The organism is Streptomyces sp. NPDC101152, assembly GCF_044768275.1.
Taxonomy (GTDB): Bacteria; Actinomycetota; Actinomycetes; order Streptomycetales; family Streptomycetaceae; genus Streptomyces.
Window position 1 is genome coordinate 223,541 of record NZ_JBIWPO010000003.1, and the last position, 13,902, is coordinate 237,442.

General features: G+C 72.0%; 11 protein-coding genes and 3 pseudogenes. 10 read left to right on the top strand and 4 right to left on the bottom strand.

Annotation, left to right across the window (positions count from 1 at the left end; all coding sequences use genetic code 11):
- Positions 1-2 precede the first annotated feature (2 nt).
- Positions 3-1,505, bottom strand: coding sequence for a protoporphyrinogen oxidase (gene hemG, locus ACIRVK_RS05620; protein WP_404244113.1), 1,503 nt, complete (start codon positions 1,503-1,505; stop codon positions 3-5).
- A 157-nt stretch (positions 1,506-1,662) separates the two neighbouring features.
- Here hemG and ACIRVK_RS05625 point away from each other — a divergent pair, with 157 nt between their 5' ends.
- Both ACIRVK_RS05625 and ACIRVK_RS05630 read left to right on the top strand, forming a co-directional pair.
- The gene (locus ACIRVK_RS05625; RefSeq protein WP_404244114.1) at positions 1,663-2,604 is read left to right on the top strand and encodes a DUF4349 domain-containing protein; all 942 of its coding nucleotides are present in this window, start codon (positions 1,663-1,665) and stop codon (positions 2,602-2,604) included.
- A 27-nt stretch (positions 2,605-2,631) separates the two neighbouring features.
- The gene (locus tag ACIRVK_RS05630) at positions 2,632-4,023 is read left to right on the top strand and encodes an FAD-dependent oxidoreductase (RefSeq protein ID WP_404244115.1); all 1,392 of its coding nucleotides are present in this window, start codon (positions 2,632-2,634) and stop codon (positions 4,021-4,023) included.
- 4 nt (positions 4,024-4,027) lie between these two features.
- Here the strand turns inward: ACIRVK_RS05630 and ACIRVK_RS05635 are convergent, their stop codons facing one another.
- Complete coding sequence (locus tag ACIRVK_RS05635) at positions 4,028-4,348, bottom strand: hypothetical protein (RefSeq protein WP_404244116.1); 321 nt, start codon at positions 4,346-4,348, stop codon at positions 4,028-4,030.
- 125 nt (positions 4,349-4,473) lie between these two features.
- On the opposite strand from ACIRVK_RS05635, the gene ACIRVK_RS05640 reads away from it, so the two are divergent.
- Complete coding sequence (locus tag ACIRVK_RS05640; RefSeq protein WP_404244117.1) at positions 4,474-5,298, top strand: rhomboid family intramembrane serine protease; 825 nt, start codon at positions 4,474-4,476, stop codon at positions 5,296-5,298.
- 12 nt (positions 5,299-5,310) lie between these two features.
- Here the strand turns inward: ACIRVK_RS05640 and hemE are convergent, their stop codons facing one another.
- On the bottom strand, positions 5,311-6,369 hold the full coding sequence (gene hemE / locus ACIRVK_RS05645; protein WP_404244118.1) for a uroporphyrinogen decarboxylase: 1,059 nt from the start codon (positions 6,367-6,369) through the stop codon (positions 5,311-5,313).
- Positions 6,370-6,530: 161 nt separating this feature from the next.
- Here hemE and ACIRVK_RS05650 point away from each other — a divergent pair, with 161 nt between their 5' ends.
- The 3 genes from ACIRVK_RS05650 to ACIRVK_RS05660 all read left to right on the top strand — a co-directional run bounded on the left by ACIRVK_RS05650 (position 6,531) and on the right by ACIRVK_RS05660 (position 9,472).
- On the top strand, positions 6,531-7,157 hold the full coding sequence (locus ACIRVK_RS05650; protein WP_404244259.1) for a DUF3000 domain-containing protein: 627 nt from the start codon (positions 6,531-6,533) through the stop codon (positions 7,155-7,157).
- 227 nt (positions 7,158-7,384) lie between these two features.
- Complete coding sequence (locus ACIRVK_RS05655) at positions 7,385-8,047, top strand: LuxR C-terminal-related transcriptional regulator (protein WP_404244119.1); 663 nt, start codon at positions 7,385-7,387, stop codon at positions 8,045-8,047.
- A 144-nt stretch (positions 8,048-8,191) separates the two neighbouring features.
- Positions 8,192-9,472, top strand: coding sequence for an HRDC domain-containing protein (locus ACIRVK_RS05660; protein WP_404244120.1), 1,281 nt, complete (start codon positions 8,192-8,194; stop codon positions 9,470-9,472).
- Positions 9,473-9,487: 15 nt separating this feature from the next.
- Here ACIRVK_RS05660 and ACIRVK_RS05665 read toward each other — a convergent pair.
- A pseudogene (locus ACIRVK_RS05665) lies at positions 9,488-9,679 on the bottom strand (carbohydrate ABC transporter permease); the annotation flags it as partial.
- 28 nt (positions 9,680-9,707) lie between these two features.
- Between ACIRVK_RS05665 and ACIRVK_RS05670 the strand changes: the two are divergent.
- The 4 genes and pseudogenes from ACIRVK_RS05670 to ACIRVK_RS05685 all read left to right on the top strand — a co-directional run.
- Positions 9,708-9,875 (top strand): annotated as a pseudogene (locus tag ACIRVK_RS05670) (hypothetical protein); the annotation flags it as partial.
- 14 nt (positions 9,876-9,889) lie between these two features.
- Positions 9,890-10,427, top strand: a pseudogene (locus ACIRVK_RS05675) (substrate-binding domain-containing protein); the annotation flags it as partial.
- 71 nt (positions 10,428-10,498) lie between these two features.
- On the top strand, positions 10,499-11,716 hold the full coding sequence (locus ACIRVK_RS05680) for a thiolase family protein (RefSeq protein WP_404244121.1): 1,218 nt from the start codon (positions 10,499-10,501) through the stop codon (positions 11,714-11,716).
- Positions 11,713-13,842: a 3-hydroxyacyl-CoA dehydrogenase NAD-binding domain-containing protein gene (locus tag ACIRVK_RS05685; RefSeq protein ID WP_404244122.1), complete on the top strand. Its 2,130-nt coding sequence runs from the start codon at positions 11,713-11,715 to the stop codon at positions 13,840-13,842. Before ACIRVK_RS05680 ends, ACIRVK_RS05685 begins: the two co-directional genes overlap by 4 nt.
- Positions 13,843-13,902: the final 60 nt, after the last annotated feature.

The window sequence follows — 13,902 nt, forward strand, 5'->3', positions numbered from 1 at the left end:
GGCTATTCTCCCGCTCCGCCGTGCAGGCTCTGCACCGGGTGGGCGGTGAGCTCCTGCACACCGCTCAGATCGCCGTGGATCTGGTCCACCGCCGCGTACGCGCTCGCGATGCAGGCCGGGATGCCCACGCCGTCGTACGGGGCGCCGCACACGGCGAGGCCGGGCAGCTTGGCGACGTGCTCGCGGATGCGGGCCACGCGCGCGTGGTGGCCGACGGGGTACTGGGGCAGACCGTCGGTCCAGCGGGTGACGCGGGTTTCGAGCGGAGTGGCGTCCAGGCCGGTGGCCGCCCTCAGGTCGTGGCGGGAGACGTCCACCAGGCCGGCGTCGTCACGCTCGAGGATCTCCGTCTCGCCGTACCGGCCGACGGAGGTGCGTAGGACGAGGACGTCCGGGTTCTCCTCGGCGACCCAGCCCCATTTCTGGGAGGCGAAGGTGGACGCCTTGATGGTGCGGCCGTCGACCGGCGGCACCAGGAAGCCGCTGCTGCCCTCCGGCAGGGCGGTGTCGGAGCGGCGGTAGGCCAGGGTGACCAGGGCCATCGAGGCGTACTCGACGGCGGCGAGCTCCGCGGCGGCCGCCGGGGCGTCGGCGCGCAGCAGAGCGGCGGCGGCCGGTGCGGGAACCGCGAGGACGACGGCGTCGCCGTGCAGCACCCGGTCCCCGGCGACGACCCGCCAGGTCTCCGGTCCGGCTCCCGCGCCGTCGGGGCCGTCCGTCGTCACGCGGCGCAGTTCGCGCACGGGCGTCCCGGTCAGGACGACGCCGCCCGCCGCGCGCACCGAATCGGCGAGCGCGAGCGGGAGGGTGCCGATGCCGCCCTCGATGCCCATGAACACCGGGCCCGTCTGCCGGCCGGCCGCCATCCTCGCCTGGATCTCGCGGACGCCCTCCGTCAGCGAGGTATGCGTCCGCGCGACCTGGAAGAGCTGCGGGACGGCCGAGCGCATCGAGATGCGGTACGCGTCGCCCGCGTAGACACCGCCCAGCAGGGGCTCCACGAGGCGGTCGACGACCTCACGGCCGAGGCGGGCCGCGACGAACTCCCCCACCGCGACGTCGTCGCCGACCTCCGTGCGCGGCAGGTCTGCGTCGCGCTCGACACGGGCCAGGCCCTCGTCGCTCAGGACGCCGGAGAGGGCGGCCGCGGTGCCGGGCACGCCCATGACGTGGCCCTTGGGCATGGGGCGCAGGGCGCCACGGGTCCACAGGGAGGCCGTCGCGGTGGCCGGCGGCTGGAGGCGGTCCGTGAGGCCCACCTCGCGGGCCAGGGCGACCGCTTCCGGCCGGCGGGCGAGCATCGACTCGGCGCCGAGGTCGACGCGCGCGCCGGCGATCTCGCCGGGCAGCAGCTTGCCGCCGACGCGGTCCGAGGCCTCCAGCACCGTCACCCGCGCGCCCCGCCGTAGCAGCCGGTGGGCGGCGGCGAGCCCCGCGACCCCGGCTCCGACGACGATCACGTGACCGGCGCCGCCGGTACCCGCAGAACTCTCCACTTCACGCATGCCCCCAGCCTCTCAGACCCCTCTGACAACCCGCCCGCGGCCCGGTGTCCTTCACGAGTCCCGACCGTGACCTCATCGGAACCGCCCGGTCCAAACCTCCCGCACCCTCCCGGCGTCGAAGGACCGTCAGTCGTCACCACCCCGGGGGTACGCCCACATGCACGCACGACGTTCCGTACGACCCGTCCCGGCCCTGGCCGGGCTCCTGCTGGCCGCGGCGCTCGCGCTGACCGGCTGCGGCTCCGCCAAGGAAGCCGGCCGTTCCACCTCCGACAGTGGCGCGGCCGCACAGAGCGGCGCGAAGGCGGTGGCCCCCGGCGGCGCGCGGGCCGCGAGCGGCGCCAAGGACGCGAGCGGCGCCGGCCCGACGCGGACGCCGCGCCTCACCGGGAGCAGCATCATCCGTACGGCCTCCCTCACCGTGCAGGTGAAGGACGTGCCGAAGGCCCTCGCCGACGCCCGTACCACCACCGAGGACGCCGGCGGCTACGTCGGCGACGAGACCACCAGCCGGGACACGGAGGGCCACGAGCACACGCGCGTGGTGCTGCGCGTGCCCGTGAACCGCTACGACCAGGTGCTCGCCGGCCTTCAGGGCGCGGGCAGGCTGATCGACCGGACGGCGAAGGCCGAGGACGTCACCGACCAGGTCGTCGACGTCGACAGCCGGGTGAAGTCGCAGCAGGCGAGCGTGGCGCGGGTCCGCGCGCTGATGGACCGGGCCACCAAGCTCAGCGACGTCGTCGAGCTGGAGGGCGAGCTGAGCAACCGGGAGGCCGACCTGGAGTCCCTGCTGGCCCAGCAGGCGTCCCTGAAGGACCGTACGAGCATGGCCTCCATCACGCTGTCCCTGTCCCAGACACCGGCGAAGGCGGCCGCGAAGCATGACCACCCCGGCTTCGTGGACGCGCTGGCGGGCGGCTGGCACGCCTTCCTGGCGATGCTGCGGTGGCTGGCGGTGGCCCTCGGCGCGGTGCTGCCGTTCGCCGCGACGGCGGCCCTGCTCGTCCTGGTGTGGCTGCGGCTGCTGCGGCCCCGGCTGCCGCGCCGCCCGGCCGCGGCGGCGACGGGCGCGGGCGAGGAGGGCGAGCGGGACTGAAATGCCCTGCCCCCGTAGCGTGTTCGCATGAGCATGAGCGCTGCGCGGGAACGACTGGTCGTCATCGGGGGCGACGCCGCGGGAATGTCCGCGGCGTCGCAGGCACGCCGGCTGAGGGGCCCGGACGAGCTGGAGATCGTGGCGTTCGAGCGCGGCCACTTCACCTCGTACTCGGCGTGCGGCATCCCGTACTGGGTCGGCGGCGACGTCGCCGGGCGCGACCAGCTGATCGCCCGCACCCCCGAGGAGCACCGCGCGCGGGACATCGACCTGCGCGTGCGGACGGAGGTCACGGAGATCGACGTGACGGCCGGCCGGGTACGCGCGCGTGACCTCGATTCCGGCGCCGAGTCCTGGACGTCGTACGACAAACTCGTGATCGCGACCGGCGCCCGCCCGATCCGCCCGGACATGCCGGGCGCCGACGCCCCCGGCGTCCACGGGGTGCAGGCCCTGGACGACGGCCAGGCCCTCCTCGACTCGCTCACGCGCACGCGCGGCCGTGGCGCGGTGGTCATCGGCGCGGGCTACATCGGCGTGGAGATGGCCGAGGCCCTCATCAACCGCGACTACCGGGTCACGGTCGTCAACCGCGGCAGCGAGCCCATGTCGACCCTCGACCCGGACATGGGCCGCCTGGTGCACGAGGCGATGGAGGGTCTCGGCATCACCATGGTCAACGACGCGGCCGTCACCAAGATCCTCACCGGCGAGGACGGCCGGGTCCGCGCGGTCGCCACCGAGGACGCCGAGTACCCGGCGGACGTGGTGGTCCTGGGTATCGGCGTGCACCCGGAGACGACCCTCGCCGAGGCGGCCGGCCTCCCCCTCGGCGCCCACCGCGGCCTCCTCACCGACCTCGCGATGCGGGTGCGCGGCCACGAGAACATCTGGGCCGGCGGCGACTGCGTGGAGGTCCTGGACCTGGTCTCCGGCCAGGAACGCCACATCGCCCTCGGCACCCACGCCAACAAGCACGGCCAGGTCATCGGCACCAACGTCGGCGGCGGCTACGCCACCTTCCCGGGCGTGGTCGGCACCGCGGTCAGCAAGGTCTGCGACCTGGAGATCGCCCGCACGGGCCTGCGCGAGAAGGACGCGCGCAGGGCGGGCCTGCGATTCGAAACGGTCACCATCGAATCGACGAGCCGAGCGGGCTACTACCCCGGCGCCTCCCCCATGACGGTCAAGATGCTCGCCGAGCAACGGACCGGACGTCTGCTGGGCGTACAGATCGTGGGCAGGGAGGGCGCGGCCAAACGGGTCGACATCGCCGCCGTCGCCCTCACTGCCGGAATGACGGTAGAACAGATGACGTCCCTGGACCTGGGCTACGCCCCACCCTTCAGCCCCGTCTGGGACCCGGTGCTGGTGGCTGCCCGCAAGGCATCAAAGGCAGTGCAGCAACGCCGGTCCTGATCCCTCACGCGCTCCCGTTGATCCGCTCGATCGCCTGCCGCGCCTGCTCCGCAGGAGGCCGCGCCGGCAGCGAGGACACCGAGGCCGTGGACGTCATGGCAGGCTGCTCCCCCGCCGGCTTCGCGTGCGCCGCCGCCGGCCGCGTGGTCCGCAGCCGATGGCTCACCGCCTCGTCCAGCGTCACCGGCCGCTGCATCTGGGAGGCGAGCCGCCCCGCCTCCTGGCCCAGCCTGGCCACGTCCTCCCAGGGCAGCCTCACCACCAGGGAGATCTCGGCCTCACCGTCGGGGAGAGCGTGCATCAGAGGAGTAACTCGGTCGTTCATCGCCTGTTCCTCACGTCGTCCCCGCGACCCGCCTTCCCCGCGCCGCGGGCGGTTGCCGAGTCATACGCACACGCGCGTGCGGACGTTCACCGATTCGCGCCGCTCATCGGGGGCACTAATTCCCTGTGGTCATCCCCGTTCATGACGTCAACCCGGTGCGCCGCACCCCTTGGGTGACGTACGCGCTGATCGCCGCGAACGTCTACGTGTTCCTGTCCACGCCCGGCATCGCCGGCTCCGTGGCGGGCGGCAGCGACCTGTCGCAGACGTGTCATCTGCAGGCGTTCCTGGACCACTACGCGGCGGTGCCCAGGGAGCTGATCCATCATCAGCTGCCGAGGCTTGTCCCGACGGGTGACGTCGGCGTCGGCACGCACGGTCCGGGCTGCGTGGTGGCTCCGCCGGGCTACGCCAAGTCGCCCCCGCTGTCCGTGTTCACGGCGATGTTCCTGCACGGCAGCTGGCTGCACCTGCTGGGCAACATGCTGTTCCTGCTGATCTTCGGCAACAACGTCGAGGACCGCATGGGCCACATTCGCTTCGCGCTGTTCTACGTCGTCTGCGGCTATGCGGCGGGCTACGGCTTCGCCCTGGTGAACTCCGACTCGGGCGACCCCCTGATCGGCGCCTCCGGAGCCATCGCGGGTGTGCTGGGCGCGTATCTGGTGCTGTATCCGAGGGCCAGGGTGTGGGTCCTCGTACCGTTCCTGATCTTCCTGCCGTTGCGGCTGCCCGCCTGGCTGGTGCTGGGCTTCTGGTTCGTGCTGCAGGCGTTCTACTCGGCCGGCGCGGGCGTGTCCTCGGCGGGCACGGTGGCGTACGCGGCGCACGTCGTGGGTTTCATCGCCGGCATGCTGCTGGCCTGGCCGCTCAAGCCGGGCACGCCCCCGCCACCGGAACCGCGCGGCCTGCTGTTCGGCAGGCGGGCGCGGCCCCGGCACACGTGGTGAGCGCCGGGGCGGTCAGCGCGCGGTCTGCGTGTGGACGTACTCCACGAGCCGGGTCAGCGCGTCGGGGTCGGTGGACGGCATGACGCCGTGGCCCAGGTTGAAGACGTGGCCCTCAAGGCCCGCGGCCGCGTCGAGGACCTCGCGGGCCTTCTCCTCGACGGCCTTCCGGGTGGTGAACAGGATCGTCGGGTCGAGGTTGCCCTGCAGCGCCTTTCCGGGGCCGACGCGGCGGGCGGCCTCGTCCAGCGGGACGCGCCAGTCGACGCCGACGACGTCCGCTCCGGCCTCGCCCATGAGCCGCAGCAGCTCGCCGGTGCCGACGCCGAAGTGGATGCGGGGGACGCCGTACGAGGCGACGGCGTCGAAGACCTTCGCGGAGGCCGGCATCACCGAGTGCCGGTAGTCGGCGGGGGCGAGCGCGCCGGCCCAGGAGTCGAAGAGCTGGACGGCCGAGGCGCCGGCCTCGATCTGCACCTTCAGGAAGGCGGTCGTGATGTCGGCGAGACGGTCGAGCAGGTCGGCCCACAGCTCGGGGTCGCCGTACATCATCGCCTTGGCGTTCTCGTACGTGCGCGAGGGGCCACCCTCGACGAGGTAGCTCGCGAGGGTGAAAGGCGCGCCGGCGAAACCGATGAGCGGGGTCGCCCCGAGTTCGCGGGTGAGCAGGCCGATCGCCTCGGTGACGTACCAGACGTCCTCGGCGGTCAGCTCGCGGAGCTGGGCGAGGTCCGCACGGGTGCGGATCGGGTGGGCGACTACGGGGCCCACGCCGGGCTTGATGTCGAGGTCGATACCGATGGCCTTGAGCGGGACGACGATGTCGCTGAAGTAGATCGCCGCGTCGACGCCGTGCCGGCGGACCGGCTGGAGGGTGATCTCCGTGATCAGGTCCGGGCGCGTGCAGGACTCCAGCATCGGGACGCCCTCGCGGACCTTGCGGTACTCCGGGAGCGAGCGCCCGGCCTGTCGCATGAACCACACGGGGGTGTGGGGGACGGGTTCGCGCCGGCAGGCCTTGAGGAAGGCGGAGTCGTACGCCGGGGACGGCTGCGGGTTCTCGTTCGCGCTCACGGGGCAAGTCTGACACGAGGCCGACGGGGCTCCGGTCGCGCAGGGGCGTTGCCGCCACGTACGCCGAATCCCGGGTGTCTAGGCCCGCACCGGACCTGAGTTCCCCTTAATCTTCCCGCATGGCTGCGGCTCAGGAACGACTGTCGGACGGCGCTGACGGAATGGACGACTCCAAGGAGGGGGACCGGGATGAGGACGGGACGGCTCCGCCGGCCTTCCGGGCCGCGGTGCAGGCACTGCGCGGGAGTCGGCTGAGGCCGCAGATCGAGGTGGAGCCGACACCCGCCCCGCAGCGGCTCGCCCCCTTCGCCTACGCGCTGGAGGCGACCGTCGTCGACGGTGACCAGGACCTGGCCGACGGCCGTCTGGTGCTGCTGCACGACCCGGCCGGGCACGACGCCTGGCGGGGCACCTTCCGGCTGGTGACGCTGGTGCGCGCGGAGCTGGAGCCGGAGATGGCGGCGGATCCGCTGCTGCCGGAGGTGTGCTGGTCCTGGCTGACCGGCGCGCTGACCGCGCGCGGGCTGTCGTACGGCGAACCGAGCGGCACCGTCACCCGGGCAAGCTCGCACTACTTCGGCGGGCTTGCGGAGCGCCCCGCCGCCTCGCAGATCGAGATCCGCGCCTCCTGGACGCCCCGCGAGGGCCTGGGCGGGGTGCCGGACACGGGGGCCCATCTGGGCGCCTGGTGCGATCTGCTGGCCCAGGTCGGGGGTCTGCCGCCGGCCGGGCCGGGCGACGCCTCGATCGTGACGCTGCCACAGCGGCGCGGACCCCAGTCACGCTGATCCCGGTAGCACCCGGCGCGTCTTTGTCAGCATCACTTTGTCGATACGGCCACTTTCAATCAGGAATGACCCCTCGAACGAACCGATTCGTTCACCGAACGATCGACAGCATGTCCGAATTAAGCTGATTGTTTCTCACTAAATCGTGATCTTTCTCTAAAGGACCGCGGGTTTGGTGCCGAAGACGACTGTGACCTTGAAAGCCGTCCCGCACCCCAGGAGGCCTGGTGTCAGTTCTTCTCGAGCAGCCCGCAAGCCTGGTCGCCTACCGCCCGAACAAGCCGACCGCCATGGTGGTCGTGGCCGACCCGCGCGTCCGCTCCACCGTCACCCGCCACCTGTGGGCGCTCGGTGTGCGCGACGTCATCGAGGCCTCGTCCATCGCCGAGGCTCGTCCCCGCATCGGCAACCCCCGCGACATCTGCGTCGCCGACGTCCACCTGCCCGACGGTTCGGGCCTGACCATCCTCTCGGAGACCCGTGCCGCGGGCTGGCCCAACGGGCTGGCCCTCTCCGCCGCCGATGACATCGGCGCCGTACGCAACGCCCTCGCGGGCGGCGTCAAGGGCTACGTCGTCACCGGCACCCGCACCAACCTCGGGCTCCCCACCCGGCCCGGTGCCGCGCCCATCGGATCCGCCGCCGCCCGTATGCACCGCCGCCCCCCGGGCGCCCCGAGCCACCCGGGCGGCTACCGCGAACTGTCCGGCCGCGAGGTCGAGGTGCTGCGACTGGTCGCGGAGGGCCAGTCGAACAAGGCGATCGGCGTCTCCATGGGCCTGTCCGCGCTCACCGTCAAGAGCCACCTCGCCCGCATCGCCCGCAAGCTCGGCACGGGCGACCGCGCCGGGATGGTCGCGGTGGCGCTGCGCACCGGCATCATCCACTGACCACGGGGGCGCACCTCCACCCCTCTCTTTGTTCACGTACGTGAACCAGGGCGTCCCCCGAGCTGACTGGTTTACGACCCTCGGGCGGCCGCCGACGGAACGTTACGTCGGCGGGCGCCATCCATCCACAGATACCCTTGACAGGTGACCGACGCCCAAGAAACCGCAGCAGACACTTCACTGCGAACCACCGGAGGCGCCCCTCCGGACGACGGCGGATCTTCTGACACCGGGGCGCCGATCCCTTTGCTGGAGCCGCGCGAGGGCATCCCGCCGGTCGTCGCCGACGACGAGTCGCTCGCCGCGACGATCGCCGCGTTCGCGGCCGGATCCGGTCCCGTGGCCGTCGACGCCGAGCGGGCGTCCGGCTACCGCTACGGCCAGCGCGCCTATCTGGTGCAGCTGCGTCGCGAGGGAGCGGGGACCGCGCTGATCGACCCCGTGGCCTGTCCTGATCTGTCCGGGCTCGGCGCGGCGCTGTCGGACGTCGAGTGGGTGCTGCACGCCGCCACCCAGGACCTGCCGTGTCTGCGCGAGATAGGCATGGTGCCGACGCGCCTGTTCGACACCGAGCTCGCGGGTCGGCTCGCCGGGTTCCCCAGGGTCGGCCTCGGCGCGATGGTCGAGAGCGTCCTCGGCTTCGTCCTCGAGAAGGGACACTCCGCGGTCGACTGGTCGACCCGGCCGCTGCCCGAGCCGTGGCTGCGGTACGCGGCGCTCGACGTGGAGCTGCTGGTCGATCTGCGCGACGCGCTGGAGAAGGAGCTGGACCGGCAGGGGAAGCTGGAGTGGGCGCGCCAGGAGTTCGCGGCGATCGCGGCCGCGCCACCGGCCGAGCCGCGCAAGGATCCCTGGCGCCGGACGTCCGGGATGCACAAGGTGCGGCGGCGTCGGCAGCTGGCCGTGGTGCGGGAGCTGTGGGAGACGCGGGACCGGATCGCGCAGCGGCGGGACGTGTCGCCGGGGAAGGTGCTCAGCGACGCGGCGATCGTGGAGGCGGCGCTCGCGCTGCCGGTCACCGTGCACGCGCTGGCCGCGCTGAACGGGTTCGGGCATCGCATGGGGCGCCGGCAGCTGGAGCAGTGGCAGGCGGCGGTGGACCGGGCGAGGGCGCTGGCCGAGACCCAGCTGCCGGCACCCGGGCAGCCGGTGACCGGGCCGCCGCCGCCGCGCGCCTGGGCCGACAAGGATCCCGCGGCGGCCGCGCGGCTCTCGGCGGCGCGGGCCGCGGTGTCCGCGCTGGCGGAGTCCCTCACCATGCCGCAGGAGAACCTGATCACGCCGGACACGGTGCGGCGGGTGTGCTGGGAACCGCCGAAGGTGGTGGACGCGGACGCCGTGGGAGCCGCGCTCGCGGGCTACGGCGCACGGGCCTGGCAGGTCGAGCTGGTGACACCGGTCCTGGTCGCCGCGCTGTCCGCCTAGCACGGCGGGGGCTCCTCACCTGGTCGCGCCCCGGGTGGAGCCGTTGTAGACGTACCGCTGCAGGCACAGGAAGACGACCAGGGTGGGGAGGATGACCAGGATCGCGCCCGCCGAGATCGTCTCCCAGTGGGCTCCGAAGGGGCCCTTGAAGCGGAACAGGGACGTCGAGATCACGCCAAGATCCTGCGACGGCATAGAAAGGAAGGGCCTGCTCCTTCGGCTGGGACTAGTCGAGGTCGCGGGCACCTCGGGCGCCGTACGGCTCGAGGTGCCGGACGCGCGGCTCTGGTGGCCCCGGGGGTACGGCGAACAGCCGCTGTACGACGTCGAGTTGACGCTCCTCGCGGGCAACGATGCGCTGGACGTGTGGCGTCGCCGGATCGGCTTCAGGACCGTCGCGCTGGCGGCGGGATCTAGAGCGTGCTGACCGAGCGGTCGTGCTCGCTGCTGCTGCGGCTGGTGCGGACCGTGGAGGAGGAGGCGGGACTGCAGGAGACGTGGTGGCGGGGGCGGCAGATCGGCGGGGCGATCCTGGTCGACTTCCGGCTGGACGACCCGGGGGTGGCCGCGGTCGAGCGACTGGGGGGTGGGGGGCGCGGCGGCACTGGGGCACACGGCGATGCGGACGGCCGCGTTCGACGGCGCGGCGCGGGTTCTGGAGCTGGCAGGTGACCACCGACTACTCCGGCGAGGCGGGGGCACGGGCCACCCGGTCCCGGTGGCGGGTCTCTCGGTGGCGGCGGAGATGGGACTCAGGGTGCCGGACGACGTGTCGCTGCCGGCGTGGGACGACTCGCAGCTGTGCCGGCTCACGCATCCGACCGTGTCCGCCATGAGCCATGTCGTGTACGGCTTCGGCGCGGACGCGGCCCGTACGCTGATCGGGGTGATCACCGGAGAAGGTGTGACCTTCGCCGCTGTCGCCCCCAGGACTGTGCAGCTACGTTACTCATAAGTAGCATGGGACTGAGCGCGCGCTCAGCGCGGCCGCAGCAGTGCAGATCCCGCATCTGGAGGAGAGCCATCGTGCCTCGTACCGTCAGGGACGTCGTCTTCGTCGACGGCGTCCGTACCCCGTTCGGCAAGGCGGGCCCGAAGGGCATCTACCACGAGACCCGCGCCGACGACCTCGTCGTGAAGGCGATCCGGGAGCTGCTGCGCCGCAACCCCGGTCTCGACCCGAAGAAGATCGACGAGGTCGCCATCGCCGCGACCACGCAGATCGGCGACCAGGGCCTCACCCTGGGCCGCACGGCGGGCATCCTCGCGGGCCTGCCGCAGTCCGTGCCCGGCTACTCGATCGACCGCATGTGCGCCGGTGCGCTCACGGCCGTCACCACGACCGCCGGCTCCATCGCCTTCGGCGCCTACGACGCCGTCATCGCCGGTGGTGTCGAGCACATGGGCCGCCACCCGATGGGCGAGGGCGTCGACCCGAACCCGCGGTTCGTCAGCGAGAAGCTGGTCGACGAGTCGGCGCTGTTCATGGGCATGACCGCCGAGAACCTGCACGACCGCTACCCGCACATCACCAAGCTGCGCGCCGACGAGTACGCCGTGCGCTCCCAGGAGAAGGCCGCCAAGGCGTACGCCAACGGCAAGATCCAGGCCGACCTGGTGCCGATCTCCGTCCGTCGCACCAACCCGGAGGCCGGCGAGACCGGCTGGGGCCTGGTCACCGCCGACGAGCCGATGCGCCCGGGCACCACCCTGGAGAACCTGGCGAACCTCAAGACGCCGTTCCGCGTCCACGGCCGGGTCACCGCGGGCAACGCGGCCGGTCTCAACGACGGCGCCACCGCCTCGATCATCGCCTCCGAGGACTTCGCCCGCGAGAACGACCTCCCGGTCAAGATGCGCCTGGTCTCCTACGCCTTCGCGGGCGTCGAGCCCGAGGTCATGGGCTACGGCCCGATCCCGGCGACCGAGAAGGCCCTCGCCAAGGCCGGCCTGTCGATCGAGGACATCAACCTCTTCGAGATCAACGAGGCCTTCGCCGTCCAGGTCCTGGCCTTCCTCGACCACTACGGCATCGCGGACGACGACGAGCGCGTCAACCAGTACGGCGGCGCGATCGCCTTCGGTCACCCGCTGGCCTCCTCCGGCGTCCGCCTGATGACGCAGCTGGCCCGCCAGTTCGAGGAGCAGCCGAACGTCCGCTACGGCCTGACCACCATGTGCGTCGGCTTCGGCATGGGCGCGACGGTCATCTGGGAGAACCCGCACTTCGAGGGGGACAAGTGAGCACCACCGCCGAGCTTCTGAAGCAGGCCTCCGAGCTGTTCCCCGACGAGGTCGTGACGTCGGCGCACGTACGCCACCTCGACCTGCCGTTCGGCGCCGGGCGCTTCGCGCTCATCACGCTGGACAACGGCCTCGACCACACCAAGCCGACCACCTTCGGCCCGGCCTCGCTGGCGAACCTCGACACCGCCATCGACCAGGTCGAGAAGGAGGCCGCGGCCGGCGAGATCGTCGGTGTCGGCATCACCGGCAAGCCGTTCATCTTCGCGGTCGGCGCCGACCTCAAGGGCGTGGAGATCCTCAAGGAGTACGACCACGCGCTCGCCATCGGCAAGGGCGGCCACGAGGTCTTCAAGCGCCTCGGCGGCCTCGCGGTCCCGACCTTCGCCTACTACAACGGCGCCGCGATGGGCGGCGGCGTCGAGGTCGGTCTGCACTGCAAGTACCGCACGGTGTCCGCGGCCCTGCCCGCCTTCTCGCTCCCCGAGGTCTTCCTCGGCCTGGTCCCCGGCTGGGGCGGCTGCACCCTGCTGCCGAACCTGATCGGCGCCGACAAGGCCGTCTCGGTCATCATCGAGAACAGCCTCAGCCAGAACAAGCAGCTGAGGGGTGCTCAGGTCTACGAACTGGGCATCGCCGACGCCCTGTTCGAGGGCGCGGACTTCCTGGAGCAGTCGCTGCTGTGGACGGCGTCCGTCCTCAAGGGCGAGATCGTCGTCGAGCGCCCGGCCGTCGACCGCGGTGAGGCCTGGGACCAGGCGGTCGCCAAGGGCCGCTTCATCGCGGACTCCAAGGTGCACGGCGCCGCCCCGGCCGCCTACCGCGCCCTCGACATCATCGCCGCCGCCAAGAACGGCGACCTGCAGCAGGGGTACGACGCCGAGGACAAGGCCCTCGCCGACCTGATCATGGGTGGTGAACTGCGCGCCGGCATCTACGCGTTCAACCTGGTGCAGAAGCGCGGCAAGCGTCCGGCGGGCGCGCCCGACAAGAACCTGGCGCGTCCGGTCACCAAGGTCGGCGTCGTCGGCGCCGGTCTGATGGCCTCCCAGCTCGCGCTGCTCTTCCTGCGCCGCCTGGAGGTGCCGGTCGTGCTGACCGACATCGACCAGGAGCGCGTCGACAAGGGTGTGGGCTACGTCCACGCCGAGATCGACAAGCTGCTCGGCAAGGGCCGTATCAACCAGGACAAGGCGAACCGCCTGAAGGCCCTGGTCACCGGCGTGCTGGACAAGGCGGAGGGCTTCTCCGACGCCGACTTCGTCATCGAGGCGGTCTTCGAGGAGATCGGCGTCAAGCAGCAGGTGTTCGCGGAGGTCGAGGCGGTCGCCCCGGCGCACGCGATCCTCGCCACCAACACCTCCTCCCTCTCCGTCACGGAGATGGCGTCGAAGCTGAGGAACCCCGAGCGGGTCGTCGGCTTCCACTTCTTCAACCCGGTCGCGGTCCTCCCGCTGCTGGAGATCGTGCGCGGCGAGCAGACGGACGACGCCTCCCTCGCGACCGCGTTCGCCGTCGCCAAGAAGCTGAAGAAGACGGCGGTCCTGGTGAAGGACGCCCCGGCGTTCGTCGTCAACCGCATCCTCACCCGCTTCATGGGCGAGATCCAGAACGTCATCGACGAGGGCACCCCGGTCGAGGTCGCCGAGAAGGCGGTCGAGCCGCTGGGCCTGCCGATGTCTCCTCTCGTCCTCCTGGAGCTGGTCGGCCCCGCGATCGGCCTGCACGTCTCGGAGACCCTCAACCGGGCCTTCCCGGACCGCTTCACGGTCTCCCCCAACCTCGCCGCCGTCGTCAAGGCGGGCAAGCGCGGCTTCTACGTGTACGACAGCGGGAAGCCGGAGCTCGACCCCGAGGTCGCCGCACTGCTGAAGCAGGGCGATGTCGTGCTCTCGGAGGAACAGGTCCGCGAGCGCGTCCTGGACGCCGTCGCCCAGGAGATCGGGCTCATGCTCGACGAGGGCGTCGTCGCCGAGGCGCAGGACATCGACCTGTGCCTGATCACGGGCGCCGGCTGGCCCTTCCACCTGGGCGGCATCACGCCGTACCTGGACCGCGAGGGTGTCTCGGAGCGCGTGAACGGCAGGAAGTTCCTGGCTCCGGGCGTGGCGAGCGTTCCGGTGTAGCACCTGAGGGCGCGTGCAGAGGGCCTCCGCCTGCGGGCGGAGGCCCTCTGTCATTTCGTA